This window comes from Peptoniphilaceae bacterium AMB_02, from assembly GCA_036321625.1.
GTDB classification, from domain to species: domain Bacteria; phylum Bacillota; class Clostridia; order Tissierellales; family Peptoniphilaceae; genus Microaceticoccus; species Microaceticoccus formicicus.
The window spans coordinates 1,409,721-1,430,771 of sequence record CP143259.1 but is presented as its reverse complement, the minus strand read 5'-3'; the positions used below and the strand labels follow the sequence as shown (position 1 = coordinate 1,430,771).

Sequence of the window (21,051 nt, the reverse complement as noted above, 5' to 3'; positions counted from 1 at the left end):
ATGGCTGTCCATCAGACTGAAGACAAACCCTGATTAAAAATCAGGGTTTGCTCTATTTTGACAAATCTATTAGCAAAGTTCAATATTTTTCTTAAAACACCATTATTTTTGGGTGGCTTTTTATCTCTTTTACTTAAGATTATTGCTAACTTTTTCATATTTAGGGTCGCAAAAGTAAGTGCTGCTTTCATATCCATTTTCTTTATACCTACCATATTGGTATATCTAAATCCATGATATTCCTTTGCACTCCCAAATTGCCTTTCTATTGTTTCTTTTCTCTTTTTGTATTCTGCTTTTCCTTTATATGTATACCGGTATTCTTCTGAGATATCAAGATAATCTTGCCAGATATGTCTAGTTATTATCTTTTGGTGTTTTTTATTACTTGTACACCTTCCTAGGTACCCACAGTTTACACAGATCTTTGGGTTGCTCTTGTACTGCCTATATCCTTCTCTATTTGTGGTTGAGTATCCTAATACTTCATTTGCTGGACAAAGGTAACAGTTGTAGTATTCGTCATACACAAAATCTCTTTTGTAGAATGGGTTTTCTAGTTTTGGTTTTGTTTTTTGCCTGGTGTATGGAAATACTGGAAATACTCCATCATCAAACAGTTCTTTCGCTATTGCCGGGAATTTGTAGCCTGCATCCATAACTAGTTTTTTAGGGTTCAATCGTTTTAACTTTTCATCAAAGAAATCTTTAAATGTTGTTCCATCGTGTAAGTTTCCAGGATATGATTTAAAACCTAATATCCATCCATTTTTATCACATGATGTCTGTACGCTGTATGCAAATACTTCTTTATGTTCACCTTTATGGAATAGTCCTGCTTCAGGATCTGTTGTGCTTTTTGTTACTTCTTTTAGTTCTTCATCTTTATCTTTAGGATCAAATGGCTTTTTATCATGTTTTTTTCTATCTTCGTTTATTTCTTTTTCTAACTTTTTTTGATAGTATTTTACCTCTTTTTTCACTTTTACTTTAACAACCTTATACCTATTGGCATGTGCTTTAACATGTGTTGAGTCAACAAATTGGATATTTGTATCAACTAAGCCTTCTTCAATGGCTTGTAGTAGTATGTTTTGAAAAATATCTTCAAATATGTTTGTATCTTTAAATCTTCTTCTGTAGTTTTGACTAAAAGTTGTGAAATGAGGTATTTTATCGTAAAAATCAAAACCTAAAAACCATCTGTAAGCAAGATTTACTTCAATATCTTTAATTGTTTGTCTCATGCTTTTTATGTTGAAAAGGTATTGGATTAAGGTAATCTTAAGCAAAACAACGGGATCTATACTAGGTCGTCCGTTATCAAGACAGTACAAATCTTCAACTAATTCATATATGAAATCAAATTTAATGTATTTATCTATTTTTCTAAGTATATGATCTTCGGGAACCATTTGATCTATTGAAATCATTTGAACTTGATCAACTTTGTTTTTAGAATTTTTAAATAGCATATTAACACCTCTCTCTTAGTGTTATATATACCCAAAACGGCTTAAATTACACATAATATGGCATTTTTAGAACAAAAAAAGCACAGCTAGAAATTTTTTCTAGCTATGCTTTGTCAACAGTCTGCAATGGACAGCCTATGGCTGTCCATTACTTATTCCATTTAATACTTTTTCTAATATCCACTTTTTCAAATAGATGTCCTATAAATACGTAAATTACAATTCCTCCAAGTCCTTGAAGAGCATTCCATGGCACAGATAATAGAGCTGCACTCATAGTTCCTGTAAGGAATGATCCCGCAACAAAATAACCAAATACCATAATTACAGTTGCGATAATAGATCCCAGATATGATCTGGAAGATGTAAATGACAATTGTCCATCACTTTTTGAAACTGTTCCCATAGCATAACCCATGATTCCCTTAATTATTAAAGTAAAAGGAGCCCAAATTGTGTAGCCACTAATTATATCGGCAAGCGCAGAACCGACTCCACCTGCAATTAGACCGTATTTAGCACCAAAAGTAACTGCAACTAATAGTATAATTCCATCCCCAACATGTATATATCCACTTGTAGCCGGAATTGGAATTTGAATCACCATGGTTCCTAAGGTGATAAGAGCAATCGAAAGTCCAACATAAGCTAAATCCCTTATCTTAATATCCTTCATAATAACCTCCTTGATTTTGACTAGCAATTGTATTAATTATAACATGGTATTCTAATTGTTGGCAAATACAGTGAAAAACATGTATATTTTAGTTTAAATTATATAAAAAATATTAAAAAATAATGAAGATAAAAAAATAGAAAAATTAGAAAAACATAGAAAAATAAAGAATATATGTAAAAATAAAGGTAATTATATGTAAAATCATAAAATACAACGATTGATTAAAATGAATTTATGGCCTATAATTTATTTGTTGACTTGATGGCGGGGTGTAGCGCAGTTTGGTAGCGCACGTGGTTTGGGACCATGGGGCCGGGGGTTCGAATCCTCTCACCCCGACCATAAAAATCTATCTACAATTGTAGGTAGATTTTTTTATGCCTAAAAGTTAGCAACATATAACCATTACAAAAGACAAATATAGATTTAACATTTCTCTGTTAGACTTAGTATGATTAAAAACTAAGGAGGAGTTATGATTAAAAAATTTAGTTCATTATTATTGGCGCTATTGATTTCCCTACAAACGATAGCAATCATGCCTCAAACAGGATACGCTACTCAAGCGGTCCAAGAAAATGTTGTAGTTTTAGATGAGAATACCGCAAGTCGTGATGCTCAGATTCACAGAACTGATCAAATCGAAAAATCAGGTGTAGAGCTTTCTTCCGTAGATAAGCCTGAAGTTAAGGCTTATGAAAAGAGCAATAAGCCAAACAGAATAGTTTCTACATTTAAAAACGACACAAGAACAAGTAGAGCATTCAATTGGTTTACAACTGACAAATTGGAATCACATGTATGGGTTTCTGAAAAATCTGATATGTCGAATGCAAAAGCTTACCCGGCTGTTGCTGATAAAGTTGTATCTCATTATGTTGAAAGAGATAAAGATGGATATTTCATATTCCAACTTATTGACAAAACTAATAAATCAGTAAAAAGATACTTTACTGATGAAGGCAAAGTAGGTGGAGAATGGGATCATACCTACGAAATTACCGATAGTGACAACGAGACTATCGGAATTGATGTAACTAAAATCGAAGAGTATTCATATAAGGCTGAAGCAAAAGGATTAAAGCCTGAAACGAGATATTATTATCAAGTAGGAAGTGAAAGTGAAGGAAAGAGCGAGGTTGGTACTTTTATAACTTCAGCAGTTTCTCAAAAGCCATTTACATTCCTACACTATACAGACACACAAAATGCTTACTGGAACCAAAATCTGATTGATGAAGCAGGATATGGAGCAGACACTCTAAAGAGAGCACTCGAAACTGCACCAAATGCAGAATTTGTGATTCACACAGGAGACATAGTTGAAATCGCTGAAGTTGAAGACGAGTGGGTTGATTTATTTGAGCAATCCAGAGCATCATTACTTGGTACAACAATAGCTCCAGTTGCTGGAAACCACGACGAATATGCACTAAACAGAAACGAAAGATTTACACATAAGTTTAATGAGCATTTTAATGTACCTGCAGAAGGACCAATAGATGGTGGATCATACTATTCTTATGATTATAACGGAGTACATTTCGTAATATTAAACACCAATGACAATAAAAACGAAGCTAAGAAGGCAATTGGCCAAGAACAATTAGAATGGATGAAAAAGGATATTAAAGAAGCAAGGGCAAATGGTGCTCAATGGATAATCCTTAACTACCATAAGCCAATTTTCTCAAAGAGTTATCATTCTCTTCAAGACTCAGATGTTCAAGCAGTAAAAGAAGAGTTTATGAAACTTATAGATGAACTCGATGTTGACTTAGCACTACAAGGGCATGACCATGTAATGTCCAGAACTAAATCATTATCATTTGTTCCATCTACTCAAAGCGTGTTCAATGGTGTGGTAGCTGATACTCCAACTGTTGTAGACGGCTTAGAAACACTAACTGATCCAAAGGGAACAACTTTCGTACTTCCGAATACCGGAGGAACTAAAGCTTATGATGATATATATAGCAAAGGCTTGGAACATATTAAAAAGGTTAGACCAAAATTAAATTGGTTAACTGAAGAACTTGTAAACGAATACAATGGATTATTTGCTTATGGAGAGCAACCACAAAAGAGTGAGAGATTTGAAAACTCACATTCTAACTTTAGGGATTCCACAGTTCAAAACTTTGCGAAATACAGCGTTGATGGAAATAAACTTACAACTGAACTATATCAAATTGAAGGAAAACTAGGTGAGGAGCGTAAAATCAAGCTTGTAGACAGTTTTGCTATTATCAACAATGATGTAGATACAAATGTTAAAAAGATTGCTCCTACTACTGTATACAGTGGTTCTAACAGATATGAAACATCTGTAGATGTGAGTAGAAACTTCTATGACAATTCAGAAGTGGTTGTCCTTGCAAGTGGTCAAATATTTGCAGATTCATTGGCTGCATCTTCTCTATCAAAACTATATAAAGCACCTATTCTCTTAACTCAGAAAACTGAGATTCCTGAAGTAGTTAAATCTGAGATAGAAAGGCTTGGAGCCAAAAAAGCTATAATCGTAGGTGGTGAAAACTCAATATCAAATGATGTAAAATCAGCACTTAAAGGATTAGAGGTAGAGAGAATTTCAGGTGTTAACAGATATGAAACTGCAAGTGCAATCGCAAAAATTGTATTGGAATCATCAAAATCTAAAAACGCCATCATAGTCAGTGGAAATGATGAAAAATTTGCCGATGCACTATCTGCCGGATCACCAGCATTTAAAGAAGATGCACCAATACTATTCACTAGTTCAAGTGATTTAAATAGTGCTACACAAAGTGTTTTAACTGAAGTGAATATTGAAAATGTATATATTATAGGTGGAGAAAATTCTGTGAATAAAAAAGCTGAGGATGAGCTAAAGACTAAAGTTAAGAATGTAATGCGTATCTCAGGTCAAAACAGATACCAGACAGCTCTTGAAGTTGCTCGTAAATTTGCTCCAAATTCAGATGAGATAATATTAACAAGCGGACAAGTATTTGCCGATGCTCTTGTAGCAAGTGGAATACTTAATAACCAGTTTGCACCTATTATCTTAACGGATAAAAACAATACGAACGCTGAAGTAAATGCTTATATTAGAGCGAATAATGTTCTTAGAATTACAGTAGTTGGTGGTTCGAACTCTGTTTCTGAAATTAAATAGTTAATCAATTTTTAAAAGCCGAATCTTCCAAATTAAAAGATTCGGCTTTTTTATACTTAGAATTAATCCTTAAACAAATGATCGGATTTGATTTTTCTCGAATTTAGTGATATAATCTAATTATCTTCAGGGCGAGGTTAGATTCCTCACCGGCGGTAAAAGTCCGCGAGCCTTTTGGCTGATTCGGTGCAATTCCGAAACCGACAGTATAGTCTGGATGAAAGAAGATAACCTTATTTATAGGACGATAAGGAGCCCCGAAGAGGGGCTATTTTTGTGCCCCTATATTATAAGGAGGAAAGATAATGATGGATTATCATTCTACAAACAAGAAAATGGGAATCAGAACACTGGTGAATGTTGCACTTATGGGAGTTGTATCATTTGTGTTGATGAACGCAAGGATGCCGGTATTTTTTGCACCGCCATTTATGGATATAGATGTATCCGAAATGCCAGCATTGATTGCTTCGTTTGGTCTGGGACCTTTGGCAGGATTTTTAGTTGTGGTTTTAAAAATTGCACTAAAAACACTATTTAATGGAACGAGTACACAATATGTCGGAGAACTTTCCAATATTATCGTGTCTTCAGCACTGGTAGTACCTGCAGGAATTATCTATTCCAGAAGAAAAACCTTTAAGACCGCTATTACAGCATTAATAGTAGGGATTATCACAATGAGTGTTATTGCAACTTTAAGTAATTATTTTGTAATATTCCCACTCTACGGCAAACTGATGGGGATTGATTTAGAAGCCTTTGCAAATATGGTTAAGAAAATGAATCCACTGGTAAAAGATTATAAGACCTTGATGTTATTTTCTATAGTTCCGTTTAATATTCTAAAGGGTATTCTGACTTCCATACTCACTCTGCTCTTGTATAAGAGAGTTATTCCTTTCGTGAGAAAAGGATAATAATAGCTTTGTAAAAAGTAAGTTTTCCATAGTTGAAAGCTTACTTTTTTAATTCCTATCTTCTTGATACAAATTACTTTAATTGATATAATTATTAAACAAGATTATTTTATCAAATCAATAATTATACTTGCATATGCATCCGGGTACATTTGTGGTTTGAAATCACTGATGCTTCCGGATTTTTTATAGTATAATTTTATTGATTAAATTAAATTGTATTAAACTGAAAGGATTTAAAAATGCAAATTATCATAAAATCCGTGCAGGATATGAAGTGGTTGGCTGACAAATTAATTCCGTATTTAGAAAATGGCAAAGTATATACATTAAATGGAGATTTAGGTGCCGGTAAAACAACTCTAGTCAGCTTAATAGCAAACAAATTGAATGTTCAAGAAACTCCAACTTCACCAACTTTTTCATTGGTTAATATATATAATGGGGATATGATTATCAATCACTTGGATCTCTACAGACTTGAAAGTCCGGAAGAGATAGAAAGTTTTGAATACGAAGAGTACTTTTATCCTGAAGATTCTATTACCTTTATAGAATGGCCGGAAAGAGCATTAGAATATCTTCCAAGGGATGTAGTTAAAATTACCATAAAATTGGCTGAAGATGGTACTAGACTGGTAGATATAGATGGAATAGATTTTGAATGATACGAGGAGAAATACTTTGAAAATATTATCAATAGATACATCGACAATGGTTTCAAGTTGTTCTATTTCAGAAAACGGAATAGTCATAGGGGATTATAGTGTAAATCAAGAAAAGACACATAGCGAAAGTCTAGTCCCGATGGTAAAAAGGCTACTTGAGGATTTAGGATTAAAACTTTCCGATATCGATTTATATGCTGTCGGAATTGGTCCCGGATCTTTTACAGGTCTTAGAATTGGCATGACTACGGTTAAGACCTTTGCACAAGTTTTTGAAAAACCTGTAATTGGAGTTTCAACACTTGAAGCCTTGGCTTACAATATTTATAATGAAGGAATTATAATGCCTGTACTGGATGCTAGAGGTGGAAGAACTTATTATGGGGTTTTTTCTCAAGAAAATGGGATAATTAAGAGGATTGAAGATGATGAACTTATTTATATGGATGAATTGGTTACTAGATTAAAAGATAAGTATGCTGCAATCACTGTTATAGGCGAATATTCAAACGAAAGTTATGAACAATTGAAAGGCTTAGAGAATGTTATGTTTGCTAGACCATCATCTAACAATATCATTGCCAGAAATATTTCTGAAATCGCACTTGAAAAATACAAGAGTGGATATGAAAAAAACTTAGACGACATATTACCTAATTATGTAAGAAAATCACAAGCCCAAAGAGATCTTGAAAAAAGGATGTGATGTGTTGAAGATAGGTTTCAAAAACATGAAAGTTGAAGATATACAGAGAGTTCATGAGATTGAAAAAGCGTCATTTACTACACCATGGTCCAAGCAGAGCATTTTAAAGGAAATAACTGAAAATAAACTATCCAGATATAAAGTACTAACATTAGATGATTATATTATAGGTTATTATGGACTTTGGATTGTTCATGATGAAGCACATGTCATGAATATTGCAATAGACCCGGATTATAGATCACAGGGATATGGTACTCTACTATTTGAAAACTTAATAGAGATGGCTGTCTCTGAGGGAGTAAAAAGAGTGACACTGGAAGTCAGAAGGTCAAATGAGCATGCCATAAACCTCTACGAGAAGTTTGGTTTTGAAGCTTCTGCAATCAGAAAGGGTTATTATAGAGATGTTGGTGAAGATGCGTTAATAATGTGGCTAGTAATAGAAGACATAGAGTGAAAGGATTAAAAATGGATATATTAACACTTGCTATAGAAACATCTTGTGATGAAACTTCTGTGGCAATAATGAAAAACGGACGAGAGATTATGTCCAATATTATTTCATCTCAGATAGAAACGCATAGACTATTTGGAGGAGTTGTCCCTGAGGTAGCTTCCAGGCTTCATCTGGAGATGATTAACAAAATAATAGAAACGGCAGTAAAAGAAGCAAAAATAAAACTAAGTGATATCGATCATATAGCTGTCACATGTGGTCCAGGACTTATCGGTGCTTTAATAGTAGGAGTCTCTGCTGCAAAAGCACTCTCATTGTCACTTGATATACCGCTAAACGGCGTAAATCATATGCAAGGACATGTTTGTGCTAATTATATAGCTCATCCGGATTTGAAACCTCCATTTGTCGGTCTTATTGTCTCGGGAGGACATACTTATCTAATCGAGGTATTAAACTACAATGAATATATTATAAGAGGACAGACAAGAGATGACGCGGCCGGAGAATCCTATGACAAGGTAGCAAGAACATTGGGACTAAGTTATCCGGGAGGACCTGAAATAGATAAATTGTCAAAACTTGGTAACCCTGAGAGTATAGATTTTCCAAGAATTATGCTTGAACCCGGTTCATATGACTTTTCTTTTAGTGGACTAAAAACTGCTGTGCTTAACTATATCAATCAGAAGAGACAAAAAAATGAAGAGATAGTAATAGAAGATGTAGCTGCATCTTTTCAACAAGCAGTCATAGATGTACTTGTAGTAAAGAGTTTTAGACTTTTAAATGAGTTAAAATACAAAACACTTGTACTATCAGGCGGGGTAGCTGCCAATAGCAGTCTTAGGGAAGCACTTAAAAAAAGAGCAGACGAGGAAGGAGTAACACTTTACTTTCCACCTGTTTCTCTATGTACTGATAATGCTGCTATGATAGGTTGTGCAGGGTATTATGATTTTATAGCGGGAAAAAGATCTGAACTTGATTTAAAAGTATTTCCGAATTTAAAACTATAGGTGATAAAAATGAAAAATTTGATGGATTTACATTGTCATACATTGACTTGCGGTCATGCTTATAGCACTGCAAGAGAAAATATTTTAGAAGCAAAAGATAAAGGACTTAAAGTTATCGGTCTTAGCGAACACGGATATGGTATGGGTAAAATGTTAAGTCCGTTATATTTCTTAAATCAGAAGGTAATTCCGGAATACTGTGAAGGTGTTCGAGTTTTGAAGGGAATAGAGGCCAATATAATAGATTATAACGGTAATATTGCAGAGCAGGATGTATTGGAGCATATGGATTATTGTATTGCAAGTTTGCACAAACCATGTATAAAACCGGGATCTAAGATAGATAATACGATGGCAGTTATTGGGGCAATTAATAACCCCTGTGTATCAATAATCGGGCACTTGGACGATTCTTATTATCCTGTAGATTATAGAGCAGTAGTTAAAGAAATGAAATATCACAATGTAAGCATAGAACTGAACAATTCTTCGCTCAAACCGACTAGCTTCAGATTAAACTGTAGAGAAAATTACATTACACTGCTTGAACTTTGTGCAATTGAAGGAGTTCATATAATTATGTCGAGCGATTCGCATTTTTATAAAAGTGTAGGAGATTTGGAACTTGCTATGGAACTTTTAGAAGAAATTGACTTTCCTGACGAACTGGTAGTAAATTATGATCTTAAAAAGCTACAAGTAATAATTAATAGTAAAATATAACAGCACCCTTTTGAGGTGCTGTCAGACTGTTGACAAAGCATAGCTAGAAAAAATTTCTAGCTGTGCTTTTTTTGTTCTAAAAATGCCATATTATGTGTAATTTAAGCCGTTTTGGGTATATATAACACTAAGAGAGAGGTGTTAATATGCTATTTTAAAATTCTAAAAACAAAGTTGATCAAGTTCAAATGATTTCAATAGATCAAATGGTTCCCGAAGATCATATACTTAGAAAAATAGATAAATACATTAAATTTGATTTCATATATGAATTAGTTGAAGATTTGTACTGTCTTGATAACGGACGACCTAGTATAGATCCCGTTGTTTTGCTTAAGATTACCTTAATCCAATACCTTTTCAACATAAAAAGCATGAGACAAACAATTAAAGATATTGAAGTAAATCTTGCTTACAGATGGTTTTTAGGTTTTGATTTTTACGATAAAATACCTCATTTCACAACTTTTAGTCAAAACTACAGAAGAAGATTTAAAGATACAAACATATTTGAAGATATTTTTCAAAACATACTACTACAAGCCATTGAAGAAGGCTTAGTTGATACAAATATCCAATTTGTTGACTCAACACATGTTAAAGCACATGCCAATAGGTATAAGGTTGTTAAAGTAAAAGTGAAAAAAGAGATAAGATACTATCAAAAAAAGTTAGAAAAAGAAATAAACGAAGATAGAAAAAAACATGATAAAAAGCCATTTGATCCTAAAGATAAAGATGAAGAACTAAAAGAAGTAACAAAAAGCACAACAGATCCTGAAGCAGGACTATTCCATAAAGGTGAACATAAAGAAGTATTTGCATACAGCGTACAGACATCATGTGATAAAAATGGATGGATATTAGGTTTTAAATCATATCATGGAAACTTACAAGATGGAACAACATTTAAAGATTTCTTTGATGAAAAGTTAAAACGATTGAACCCTAAAAAACTAGTTATGGATGCAGGCTATAAATTCCCGGCAATAGCGAAAGAACTGTTAGATGGTGGCGTATTTCCAGTATTTCCATACACCAGGCAAAAAACAAAAGCAAAACTAGAAAACCCATTCTACAAAAGAGATTTTGTGTATGACGAATACTACAACTGTTACCTTTGTCCAGCAAATGAAGTATTAGAATACTCAACCACAAATAGAGAAGGATATAGGCAGTACAAGAGCAACCCAAAGATCTGTGTAAACTGTGGGTACCTAGGAAGGTGTACAAGTAGTAAAAAACACCAAAAGATAATAACTAGACATATCTGGCAAGATTATCTTGATATCTCAGAAGAATACCGGTATACATATAAAGGGAAAGCAGAATATAAAAAGAGAAAAGAAACAATAGAAAGGCAATTTGGGAGTGCAAAGGAATATCATGGATTTAGATATACCAATATGGTAGGTATAAAGAAAATGGATATGAAAGCAGCACTTACTTTTGCGACCCTAAATATGAAAAAGTTAGCAATAATCTTAAGTAAAAGAGATAAAAAACCACCAAAAAATAATAGTGTTTTAAGAAAAATATTGAACTTTGCTAATAGATTTGTCAAAATAGAGCAAACCCTGATTTTTAATCAGGGTTTGTCTTCAGTCTGACAGCACCCTTTTGAGGTGCTGTTTTTTTAAATATGATCAATCTCTCTATAATCAGTTGGTGTTTGACCGGTTACTTTTTTAAAAGTAGAGCAAAAATAAGATTGACTATTGTAACCACATTTGTAAGAAATATCCAATATAGAATTATTGGTGTTTTTAAGTAGGTATTTAGCATTATTTATTCTCATTTCTGTCATTAACTCAGGAAAACTGGATTTAGTATGTTTAGCTAATAATGAAGATAAATAAGACTTGCTTATATGAATCTTATTTGCAACTACTCCCAATGACAGATCTTCATGTAAGTGTTCTTTCATAAAGTTGATAGCTTCGTTAACAGTATTATTATTTGTTTTAATTGTATCCCCATTGAAAAGTTCGATGTATTCGCTGATCATCTTTAGACAATTATTTCTTAAATCATTGATATCTTCAGCTTTTTCGATAACTTCATTGATTTCAGATCTTTTTTGAAATACTTTTTCTAAATCAGTATCATCCTTATAAGATTTATATAAAATTCCATTCAAATTTATTAAATGGTTTTTTACAGCACGCTGATTGGTTTCATAAAAATTTAAAAGACTTTTAAATATATTTTCAAAGTGCCTAACAGCATCTTCATGATTTTTTTCTCTTACAGCTTCAACAAAAGCAATTTCCGTTTTATACATAATCACATCTCCGTTTTAAATATTATAAAGTTTATAATTTCCTGAACTCAATTATAATACAAATAATTCCCAAGAAACATTTATTAAAATTCCATATAATATAATACTATAAAAAAAGATAAATTTCAAAAAAATCTTTTAAAAATGAATTTTATATGTCAATTATAAAAGTTCATTAATCTTAACAAAAAAAATTGTAAAAAACAGTTATCAAACACAAATGCGTTTTTTAATGTTATAAATTACAACTCAAAGATTACAAAATTGTAACTTTTATCAAAAAATATATGATTTTTCATAATTATATTAGTACTGTTTTATATGATGATATATAATATATTTACTAAGTTTAAATAATCATTAATTATAATAAGGAGTGATGTTTTTTGGTCACCAATAGTTTTAAAAGGATCACCGCTTTACTGTTAGCGGTATTTATGATTTTTGGATCTGCCAATATAGTAAGAGCAGATGTCAAAGAAGGATTTGCTAACATAAACGAATTAGGAATAGAAACTACAGAACCTTCTGAAGAATTAGTAAGTGATTTTAAATTAAGCAAGTCAATCGCCGTGACAGGTTCTGAAATAAAAGGTAGGATAAAAAACTTATCGAGTGAACATTCCGAGGTATATATTGGATACGTAAAACCCGATAAGGAAGTTGTGGACATACCTTTAGTACTTAATGAAGATAGCGGGAATTACGAATTTTCATATAATCCCGAACAAATTGGATACTGGACGTTAGCTTATGTAAGTATTGATGGCGTTAAGTATTTGGGAACTGATTTTTATGGCTCATTTAAAGTAGTATCAGATATAAGTGAAGTCTTTCCTGAACAAAGTTATCCTTATCTTGATGCTTCTAATTTAAGTGACGGCATTACGATTAAACAATCAGATGTTATGAACGCTTTAGGACAAGTTAGATTTTATGATAATTCCGGAAATGCAGTATATGTGAATGCTAAAATAACAGGAGATACAGGCACATATAATTACAATGTAGTTAATGACGGTTTATCGATAACTGCTACTACTGACTTTGACGGACTTCCTGCTGTTGGAAACTATACAGCTGTATTTGAATCCGAAGGGAAAACTGTAGAGAAACAAATAACAGTAGTGGACGATTTTTCTCAAGCGGACTATGTGCATCTTTCTGCACTTCCAATCGTAGATGCGGAATATCCTGACGAAGTTTCACTTTCTGCAGTGCAATTATCCGATGTAGGTACGGCAATTAGATTAGCAGGTTCAAACAGATTTATGACTGCAATTCAAATAAGTAGCGGTAATTTTGATTCCGCCAAAAAAGCTGTATTGGTAAATGCTTATAATTTCCCGGATGCACTTGCAGGGGTATCTTATGCATCTGCTATTGAAGGTCCAATACTTTTTGCTTCAGAAGATGAGATTGGAGATAATACACTGGCAGAATTAAAAAGACTGGGTGTTAAAGAAGTTGTAATAATAGGCGGTAAAAATTCAGTATCCGGAAAAGTTGCCAACAAACTAATAGATAATGGGATTGCTGCCAGAAGAATATCCAGTAACAATAGATACTCTACAGCACTTGAAATTGCCAAAAAACTATCTGAATTAAAAAAATACAATAAGGCCATAGTAGTAAATGCATATGACCATCCAGATGCACTATCTGCCGGAGCATATTCCGGAAAGATGGGTTACCCTATAATATACACCGATCCTTCAGGTATAGGAGACTACACTGTAAATACCTTAAAGTCTTATGGTGTTAAGGAGATTATAATTGTTGGTGGAACCAATAGTGTAAGTGATGCAGTAAAAACGAAAATCGAGAACATGGGGTTAAAGGTAGTAAGAATAGGTGGTAAAAACAGGTATGAAACATCTCTTAATTTTGCCAATAAATTCTATCCTAATCCTAAAACTATAACTATTGCAAATGGACAGGATTTCCCTGATGCATTAGCTGGTGGTCCGGTCGCCGCAGCAAATAATGCACCACTTCTTTTAACGCCTCCTAATAGCTTGAATTCAGGTATACAAGCAATAATGGAAAAAGGAGATACAATAAGTGCGATAATATTTGGTGGAAACAACTCAGTTGCACAGGAAATTTTAGCTAATGTAAAAGATATTGTACAACTTAACTCATCCAAAATCGTAGAAGAAAATAAACCTCCTTCAAAAAACCCTGAACCTCAAGAGAAACCAAAACCTGGTGATGATGCAAAAACTCCGGATAAAAAGAAAGAAGTACCTAAAGTACCTGTTCTTCATATTGAAAAAAGAGTACCTACAGCCGACAGACCTATCAGAATCTTACTCGATCAAGGACATGGTGTAAATTACAACAAAGGCATCGTTGAAGGTTACTTTGAAGGTACTGCAATGTACTGGTACGGACTAATATTAAAAAATGAACTTGAAAAATATGGTTTTGATGTTAAAACAACCAGAAATGATATAGAAGCAGAAGAGAGAAGCTTAATAGGAAGTAAGTATTCTTCAACGAATGGCATCAGCCTTCAACAAAGGGGTGCAATGGGAGAGGGATATGACCTTTTACTATCACTTCATACCAATGCACTTGCATGGAACACTCCAAACTATCAAAAAGCCAGAGGAACTGAGATATTTGACAGTACGACCTCTCCAAGAAAAGATTTAGCTGAAAAACTTTGCACTATGATTGCAGAACATTTCGGACATACTAATAGAGGTGTTAAATACAAGTTTGATGAAGACGGAAGCGGTGCTAACTGGTATGGCGTTCTTAGACATTCAAAAGCTACACATAGTATGCTTGTAGAACATGGTTTCCATACCAATGAAGATGACTGTACACTTTTAATGGACAGAGAATTCAAGATTGAAATGGCACAAAAAACTGCGAAACTGCTTGCTGAGTATTACGGAATGCCGGTTAAGTAAACAGTTATACAAATCAATAATTTAAAAGGACAAGATGAATTATCTTGTCTTTTTTATTGCAATTATATGAATAAAATGATAAGATAATTATATACTTATTATATATGACAATAAACTTGTATAGTTCTTTCATTATCCAGTCTACCTTGACATGGTATAACTTTAACAGTATAATAACAATAATACATATTGATGAGAGGAATCTCGTCAATAATGAACGGAGGTACGGTATGAGAAGAGAGCAAAAAGTTTCAGCAGCTGTTGTAAAAAGATTGCCCAAATATTACAGATACTTAAACATGATTGCAAGTAAAGGAATTATTAGGGTATCATCTCAAGAACTAAGCAATATTACAGGACTTACAGCTTCACAGATAAGACAGGACCTAAATCACTTTGGCGGTTTTGGTCAACAAGGATACGGATACAATGTGGAAGAGCTAAGCGGAGAAATCGAAAAAATTATCGGTATCAACAAAAACTATAATGCTATTGTCATAGGTATTGGAAATATTGGACAAGCAATAACGCAATACTCAGGTTTCAAAGACTCCAGCTTTAAGATTATCGGGCTTTTTGATAAAGCACCAAAAATGGTCGGGAAAAAAGTTGCGGGAGTTGAAATTAGAAAAGCAGATACACTGGAAGATTTCTTGAAAAAGAATGATGTAAACATAGCCATACTGGCAGTTCCATCTAAGGAAGCACAAGACATATGTGATGTACTGGTTGAACATAATGTAAAAGGTATCTGGAACTTTGCGCCTGTAGACTTGAAATTACCGAACGATGTTATACTGGAAAATGTACACTTGGATGAAAGCTTGTATACACTTACATTTTACATGAATAATCCAAAGGATTATCCAGGCGTTAAGTAAATATTACAAATCTAAAGACAAATTGATTCGTCAATTTGTCTTTATTTATGTATTCAAAACAAGTATAATAAAATATGTGTATAAAAAGCTACTAAATACCAAAGGAGTTAATATGGTAGTACTATCATTAAGCGGAATTGAAAAATCATTTCTAGCCGAAAAAATAATAGAAGACATCTCATTTAATGTAAACAAGAGAGATAAAATTGGCTTAATCGGTGCAAACGGTTCGGGAAAAACCACACTGATGAATATAATCTATGGAGACTTGAATCAAGATTCCGGAGAAATATATAAAGCGAAAGACTTGAGCATGGGATATCTACTTCAAAATATCGATTTAAAGGACAACTTAACGGTTTATGAAACCTGTCTTAAAAAGTTTGAGCATCTCATTGAAATGGAAAAATCAATAAGAAAGCTTGAAATCGAGATGGGAGAGGTAAGCGATGAAAAAGACCTTGAAATCATCATGCATAAATATTCAAAACTAACCGAAAGGTTTCAAGAAGAAAACGGATATGGTTTCCAATCCGAAATAAAAGGAACATTAAAGGGATTGGGATTTGAAGAAATTGATTTTGAAAAGGAAGTCTCAAAACTAAGTGGAGGACAGAAATCCAGACTACACTTGGCTACTTTACTTTTACAAAAGCCTGATATATTACTATTGGACGAACCTACAAACCACTTGGATATGGATGCGATAAACTTTTTGGAGAACTTTTTAATAAACTTTCAAGGAACAGTTATTATGATTTCCCATGACAGATATTTTTTAGATAAAGTTGCAAACAAAATTTTCCATTTAGAAAATAAAAAACTTAAGGTATACAATACAAATTACACCAAATTTGTCGAAACGAGAAAAAAAGAGCTTGAGATAATGAAGAGATCTTATGAAAATCAGCAAAAGGAGATTAGAAGACAAGAGGAAATCATAGAGCGATTTGCCAACTACGGACGTGACAGGTATATCAAACAATCACAATCCAGAAGGAAACAGCTAGATAAGTTGGAAATTATCGATAAACCTTACGAAGCAGGTGATGCTTTTAAACTTAACTTCAGCTCCGATGTAGAAAGTGGAAACGAAGTGGCAAAACTGGAAGATATCTCTAAATCCTTCGATGGTGTAAAAATTCTGGAAAACATAAATATAGATGTTTTCAAAAAGGATAGAATAGGAGTAATTGGTGCAAACGGCATTGGAAAATCAACACTCATTAAAATGATAGTTGGCGAAATGCGTCCTGATTCAGGAGAAGTGATTATCGGTTCCAATGTAATTAAGGGGTATTATGACCAAACTTTGGAAAACCTACATGATGTTCAGGTAATAGATGAAATCCTGGATACATATCCGGATATGACCATTGGAGAAGCCAGAAATTACTTGGCAGTTTTTAACTTTCAAGGTGAAGAAGTTTTTAAGAATGTCATGGACTTAAGTGGAGGAGAAAGAGGTAGATTATCGCTTCTGAAATTAATGCTGAAGAAACCTAACTTTCTACTCATGGATGAGCCGACGAACCATCTGGATATAGAATCAAAAGAAATCCTAGAGGATGCACTAAATAAATACGATGATACATTTTTAGTAATCAGCCATGACAGATACTTTTTAAACAAAGTAGCAAATAAAATCATACTGATAGAACCTGATAATGCAACTGTTTACTATGGTAATTACGATTATTATGTTCAAAAGGTTGAAGAGAGTAAAATACAATCAGATGAAGAAGGAAGCGGATTAACTAAAACTGCAATAGTTAAAGAGAAGAAAAAAGCATCTGAGATAAAAAAGAAAAAGAGTGAACTTCTAAAAAACATTAAATCAATTGAAAAAGAACAAGAAGAACTGGATAAAAAAATCAAAGAACTTGAAGAGAAAGCATTTGAACCTGATATATATAATGATTATGAAGCATCTCTAAAACTTCATCGAGAATTAGATGAATTGAAAGAGTTGAAAGACGAGCTCTTTAATGAATGGTTTGAACTTTCTGCAATGCTGGAGGATTATGATGAATAAATTAAAACTCTCATATGAAGGCAACAAGGTGATTTTTTCGCATGATGAATTTCATCCAAAACATATACTCGAATGCGGTCAAGCTTTTAGATGGTATAAAGAAGAAGACGAGAGTTATACATTAATAGCTTTTAATAGAGTAATTAATGTTAAAAATATAGATGGAAATGTAATAATCAATGGTACAAACGAAGTTGAATTTAAAGAATTATGGTATTCATATTTTGACTTAGAAACCGATTATAGAAAAATAAAGAGCGAACTGCCTATAAACGAAGATTTAATAGCTGCAAGCGAATATGGATATGGAATAAGGATACTTAACCAAGACATATACGAAACCATTATTTCCTTTATAATATCGGCGAATAATATGATACCGAGAATAAAAGGTTCCATTGAAAAAATATCTAATCTATATGGAGAAAAAATTGGTGAAGATGAAAATAGACAGTACTATTCATTCCCTAAAAAAGAAATTCTGGCAAATGCTAATCCACTGGATTTAAGAGAAAAATGTAGGGTAGGATTTAGGGATGTAAGAATAGTTGAGGCATCAAGAATGCTGCTACAACCGGACTTTGCAGAAAATAAGCTTAGAGAACTCTCAACTACAGAATTAAGAAAGAAACTTATAGAACTCCCCGGTGTAGGGCCCAAAGTTTCAGACTGCATCATGCTATTTGCATTTGGAAGATCGGAAGTGTTTCCTGTGGATGTTTGGATTAAGAGGGTAATGGAAACACTCTTTATTAATAAAGAAGTAAAACCTAAAGAAGTTGTAGAGTATGCTAACGCACTATTCGGTAAAAATGCAGGCTATGCTCAGCAATATCTATTCTACTACGGTAGAGACAATGCAATAGGTAAGGCATAATAAACTAAAGAGTAAAATTCAATTACTATGAGAATCAATAGATAAATAAAGAATAATACAGAAAATAAACATAAATCATCGATTATATGGATAAAACAGCTAATATCTAGAGTTGAAAAAATAGCATCGATGATTTATTATTGTATTGTAATTATTAGCACTCGCAACGATTGAGTGCTAACAAAATTAAAAGACCAATATTAGGAGGATATATATGAAATTAAGACCATTAGGAGAAAGACTTGTTATTGAACTTGTAGAAGCAGAAGAAAAAACAGCTTCCGGGATTAGTACTTCCTTCATCAGCGAAAGAACAACCACAATTTGCCGAAGTTATTGAAATAAGTGAAGAATTACTAAATGATGGCAAGAAAAAAGATTTAGTAAAACTTGGAGATAAAGTTATATACACTAAATATGCAGGTACTGAAGTAAAATTAGGCGGAAAAAACCTAACTGTTATTAAAATATCTGATGTATTGGCTGTAGTAGAAGACTAATTAAAAATCAATTACTTTAAATAAATTAAAATAGGAGGCTTATTTATGGCTAAAGATATAAAATTTTCAGAAGAAGCTCGTAGAGGTTTAGAGAGAGGAATCAATAAATTATCTGATACCGTTAAAATTACTCTTGGACCTAAAGGAAGAAATGTAGTTTTGGATAAAAAATTCGGTGCACCACTTATCACAAATGACGGTGTTACAATTGCAAGAGAAATCGAACTTGAAGACAGATTCGAAAACATGGGTGCACAATTAGTAAAGGAAGTAGCAACTAAGACTAATGATGTAGCCGGAGACGGAACTACAACTGCAACAATACTTGCTCAAGCTATTATAAGAGAAGGTTTAAAAAACGTAGCAGCAGGCGCAAACCCAATGGTATTACAAAAAGGTCTTAGAAAAGCGATGACCACTGCTGTTGAAGAAATCAAAAAATTCTCACATAATATCGAAACAAATGATGAAATCGCACAAGTTGGTGCCGTATCAGCAGGTGAAGAATACGTTGGAGCACTTATTGCAGAAGCAATGGATAAAGTTGGCAAAGACGGCGTAATAACCGTTGAAGAATCAAGAAGCATGGGAACTACTTTAGAAGTTGTTGAAGGTATGCAATTTGATAGAGGATATGTTTCTCCTTATATGGCTACAGATGCAGACAAAATGGAAGCACATTTAGAAAATCCTGCTATCCTAATTACAGATAAGAAGATTACAAATATCCAAGAAATATTACCGATTCTTGAGCAAATAATGCAACAAAGCAAACCGCTTCTAATCATCGCAGAAGATGTTGAAGGCGAAGCAATGGCTACATTAGTTCTAAACAAATTAAGAGGAACTCTAAATGTAGTTGCAGTTAAAGCTCCGGGATTTGGCGACAGAAGAAAAGAAATGCTTCAAGACATTGCTATACTAACTGGTGGAACTGTAATAACTGAAGATTTAGGATATGACCTAAAAGAAGCTACAGTTGAACATTTAGGTAATGCTAGAAGAGTAACAGTATCTAAAGAAAACACTGTAATCGTTGATGGTGCAGGAGAACAAGAGAAAATTGAAGAAAGAGTTTCTCAAATAAGATCACAATTAGAAGTTTCTGAATCAGACTTTGATAAAGAAAAACTTCAAGAAAGATTAGCTAAACTTTCAGGTGGTGTTGCTGTAATTCAAGTTGGAGCAGCTTCTGAAACAGAACTGAAAGAAAGAAAACTAAGAATTGAAGATGCACTTGCAGCAACCAGAGCAGCAGTAGAAGAAGGAATGGTTGCCGGTGGTGGAACAGTACTTCTTAACTGTATACCTGCAGTTTCCAAATTAATCGACGAAACTGAAGGCGATGAAAGAACTGGTGTTAACATCATTGTCAAAGTTCTTGAAGAACCTGTAAAACAAATAGCTATAAACGCAGGTCTTGAAGGTTCAATAATCGCTGAACACATCAAGAGTTTGGAACCGGGAATGGGATTTGACGCTGTATCTGAAGAATACGTAGACATGTTCAAATCAGGTATAGTAGACCCTACAAAAGTTACAAGATCAGCTCTTGAAAACGCAGTATCAGTAGCATCAATGGTAATAACTACTGAAGCAGCAGTAGCAGATATAGAAGAAGATGACCCGATGGCAGCAGCTGCAGCAATGGGCGGCATGGGCGGCATGGGAATGATGTAATTAAATAATTGGGAGCTCCTTTTTAGGGGTTCCTTTTTTTATTATCTTGTTTATAAATAA

16 protein-coding genes, 1 tRNA gene, 1 pseudogene and 1 riboswitch are annotated in these 21,051 nt (G+C 33.3%); of the genes and pseudogenes, 15 read left to right on the top strand and 3 right to left on the bottom strand.

The window, feature by feature from the left end; all coding sequences use genetic code 11:
* Nucleotides 1-11: 11 nt before the first annotated feature.
* Together VZL98_06970 and VZL98_06965 are read right to left on the bottom strand one after the other, a co-directional pair.
* The gene (locus VZL98_06970) at nucleotides 12-1,475 is read right to left on the bottom strand and encodes an IS1182 family transposase (protein WVH62441.1); all 1,464 of its coding nucleotides are present in this window, start codon (nucleotides 1,473-1,475) and stop codon (nucleotides 12-14) included.
* A gap of 148 nt (nucleotides 1,476-1,623) precedes the next feature.
* Nucleotides 1,624-2,151 carry an ECF transporter S component gene (locus VZL98_06965; protein ID WVH62440.1) on the bottom strand — a complete coding sequence of 176 codons (528 nt, stop codon included), beginning with the start codon at nucleotides 2,149-2,151 and terminating at the stop codon, nucleotides 1,624-1,626.
* A 268-nt stretch (nucleotides 2,152-2,419) separates the two neighbouring features.
* Between VZL98_06965 and VZL98_06960 the strand changes: the two genes are divergently transcribed.
* The 9 genes from VZL98_06960 to VZL98_06920 all read left to right on the top strand — a co-directional run bounded on the left by VZL98_06960 (nucleotide 2,420) and on the right by VZL98_06920 (nucleotide 11,420).
* Nucleotides 2,420-2,496: transfer RNA gene (locus VZL98_06960), tRNA-Pro, on the top strand.
* Nucleotides 2,497-2,629: 133 nt separating this feature from the next.
* Nucleotides 2,630-5,314 carry a cell wall-binding repeat-containing protein gene (locus VZL98_06955; protein WVH62439.1) on the top strand — a complete coding sequence of 895 codons (2,685 nt, stop codon included), beginning with the start codon at nucleotides 2,630-2,632 and terminating at the stop codon, nucleotides 5,312-5,314.
* A 118-nt stretch (nucleotides 5,315-5,432) separates the two neighbouring features.
* Nucleotides 5,433-5,547, top strand: a riboswitch (FMN riboswitch).
* 72 nt (nucleotides 5,548-5,619) lie between these two features.
* The gene (locus VZL98_06950) at nucleotides 5,620-6,234 is read left to right on the top strand and encodes an ECF transporter S component (protein ID WVH62438.1); all 615 of its coding nucleotides are present in this window, start codon (nucleotides 5,620-5,622) and stop codon (nucleotides 6,232-6,234) included.
* 242 nt (nucleotides 6,235-6,476) lie between these two features.
* Nucleotides 6,477-6,902 carry a tRNA (adenosine(37)-N6)-threonylcarbamoyltransferase complex ATPase subunit type 1 TsaE gene (gene tsaE, locus VZL98_06945; protein ID WVH62437.1) on the top strand — a complete coding sequence of 142 codons (426 nt, stop codon included), beginning with the start codon at nucleotides 6,477-6,479 and terminating at the stop codon, nucleotides 6,900-6,902.
* Nucleotides 6,903-6,918: 16 nt separating this feature from the next.
* The gene (tsaB, locus tag VZL98_06940) at nucleotides 6,919-7,608 is read left to right on the top strand and encodes a tRNA (adenosine(37)-N6)-threonylcarbamoyltransferase complex dimerization subunit type 1 TsaB (GenBank protein WVH62436.1); all 690 of its coding nucleotides are present in this window, start codon (nucleotides 6,919-6,921) and stop codon (nucleotides 7,606-7,608) included.
* A gap of 4 nt (nucleotides 7,609-7,612) precedes the next feature.
* On the top strand, nucleotides 7,613-8,068 hold the full coding sequence (gene rimI / locus VZL98_06935; GenBank protein WVH62435.1) for a ribosomal protein S18-alanine N-acetyltransferase: 456 nt from the start codon (nucleotides 7,613-7,615) through the stop codon (nucleotides 8,066-8,068).
* A gap of 11 nt (nucleotides 8,069-8,079) precedes the next feature.
* A complete protein-coding gene (gene tsaD, locus VZL98_06930) occupies nucleotides 8,080-9,087 on the top strand; it encodes a tRNA (adenosine(37)-N6)-threonylcarbamoyltransferase complex transferase subunit TsaD (GenBank protein WVH64549.1) in 1,008 nt (335 codons plus the stop codon).
* Nucleotides 9,088-9,096: 9 nt separating this feature from the next.
* Complete coding sequence (locus VZL98_06925; GenBank protein ID WVH62434.1) at nucleotides 9,097-9,810, top strand: phosphatase; 714 nt, start codon at nucleotides 9,097-9,099, stop codon at nucleotides 9,808-9,810.
* Nucleotides 9,811-9,998: 188 nt separating this feature from the next.
* Entirely contained in the window at nucleotides 9,999-11,420 is a 1,422-nt protein-coding gene (locus VZL98_06920; GenBank protein ID WVH62433.1) for an IS1182 family transposase, read from the top strand.
* Between the two features lie 26 nt (nucleotides 11,421-11,446).
* Here the strand turns inward: VZL98_06920 and VZL98_06915 are convergent, their stop codons facing one another.
* A complete protein-coding gene (locus tag VZL98_06915; GenBank protein WVH62432.1) occupies nucleotides 11,447-12,094 on the bottom strand; it encodes an AraC family transcriptional regulator in 648 nt (215 codons plus the stop codon).
* Nucleotides 12,095-12,480: 386 nt separating this feature from the next.
* Here VZL98_06915 and VZL98_06910 point away from each other — a divergent pair, with 386 nt between their 5' ends.
* The 6 genes and pseudogenes from VZL98_06910 (at nucleotide 12,481) to groL (ending at nucleotide 20,991) form a co-directional block, all read left to right on the top strand.
* A complete protein-coding gene (locus VZL98_06910) occupies nucleotides 12,481-15,018 on the top strand; it encodes a cell wall-binding repeat-containing protein (protein ID WVH62431.1) in 2,538 nt (845 codons plus the stop codon).
* A gap of 230 nt (nucleotides 15,019-15,248) precedes the next feature.
* The gene (locus VZL98_06905; protein ID WVH62430.1) at nucleotides 15,249-15,899 is read left to right on the top strand and encodes a redox-sensing transcriptional repressor Rex; all 651 of its coding nucleotides are present in this window, start codon (nucleotides 15,249-15,251) and stop codon (nucleotides 15,897-15,899) included.
* A gap of 112 nt (nucleotides 15,900-16,011) precedes the next feature.
* Nucleotides 16,012-17,934 (top strand): ABC-F family ATP-binding cassette domain-containing protein, encoded by a 1,923-nt coding sequence (locus VZL98_06900; GenBank protein ID WVH62429.1) that lies wholly within the window; start codon nucleotides 16,012-16,014, stop codon nucleotides 17,932-17,934.
* Complete coding sequence (locus VZL98_06895) at nucleotides 17,924-18,811, top strand: DNA glycosylase (protein WVH62428.1); 888 nt, start codon at nucleotides 17,924-17,926, stop codon at nucleotides 18,809-18,811. Before VZL98_06900 ends, VZL98_06895 begins: the two co-directional genes overlap by 11 nt.
* 214 nt (nucleotides 18,812-19,025) lie before the next feature.
* Nucleotides 19,026-19,311: pseudogene (locus VZL98_06890) on the top strand (co-chaperone GroES).
* Between the two features lie 45 nt (nucleotides 19,312-19,356).
* Nucleotides 19,357-20,991, top strand: a complete 1,635-nt coding sequence (gene groL / locus VZL98_06885) for a chaperonin GroEL (GenBank protein WVH62427.1) — start codon at nucleotides 19,357-19,359, stop codon at nucleotides 20,989-20,991.
* Nucleotides 20,992-21,051: the final 60 nt, after the last annotated feature.

Bases quoted from the DNA above. Each gene is read 5' to 3' on its own strand.
- VZL98_06950 (WVH62438.1), top strand. From the start codon at position 5,620: ATGATGGATTATCATTCTACAAACAAGAAAATGGGAATCAGAACACTG.
- VZL98_06970 (WVH62441.1), bottom strand. From the start codon at position 1,475: ATGCTATTTAAAAATTCTAAAAACAAAGTTGATCAAGTTCAAATGATT.
- VZL98_06900 (WVH62429.1), top strand. From the start codon at position 16,012: ATGGTAGTACTATCATTAAGCGGAATTGAAAAATCATTTCTAGCCGAA.
- tsaE (WVH62437.1), top strand. From the start codon at position 6,477: ATGCAAATTATCATAAAATCCGTGCAGGATATGAAGTGGTTGGCTGAC.
- VZL98_06955 (WVH62439.1), top strand. From the start codon at position 2,630: ATGATTAAAAAATTTAGTTCATTATTATTGGCGCTATTGATTTCCCTA.
- VZL98_06895 (WVH62428.1), top strand. From the start codon at position 17,924: ATGATGAATAAATTAAAACTCTCATATGAAGGCAACAAGGTGATTTTT.
- VZL98_06965 (WVH62440.1), bottom strand. From the start codon at position 2,151: ATGAAGGATATTAAGATAAGGGATTTAGCTTATGTTGGACTTTCGATT.
- tsaD (WVH64549.1), top strand. From the start codon at position 8,080: ATGGATATATTAACACTTGCTATAGAAACATCTTGTGATGAAACTTCT.
- VZL98_06915 (WVH62432.1), bottom strand. From the start codon at position 12,094: ATGTATAAAACGGAAATTGCTTTTGTTGAAGCTGTAAGAGAAAAAAAT.
- VZL98_06925 (WVH62434.1), top strand. From the start codon at position 9,097: ATGAAAAATTTGATGGATTTACATTGTCATACATTGACTTGCGGTCAT.
- groL (WVH62427.1), top strand. From the start codon at position 19,357: ATGGCTAAAGATATAAAATTTTCAGAAGAAGCTCGTAGAGGTTTAGAG.
- VZL98_06920 (WVH62433.1), top strand. From the start codon at position 9,999: ATGATTTCAATAGATCAAATGGTTCCCGAAGATCATATACTTAGAAAA.
- VZL98_06905 (WVH62430.1), top strand. From the start codon at position 15,249: ATGAGAAGAGAGCAAAAAGTTTCAGCAGCTGTTGTAAAAAGATTGCCC.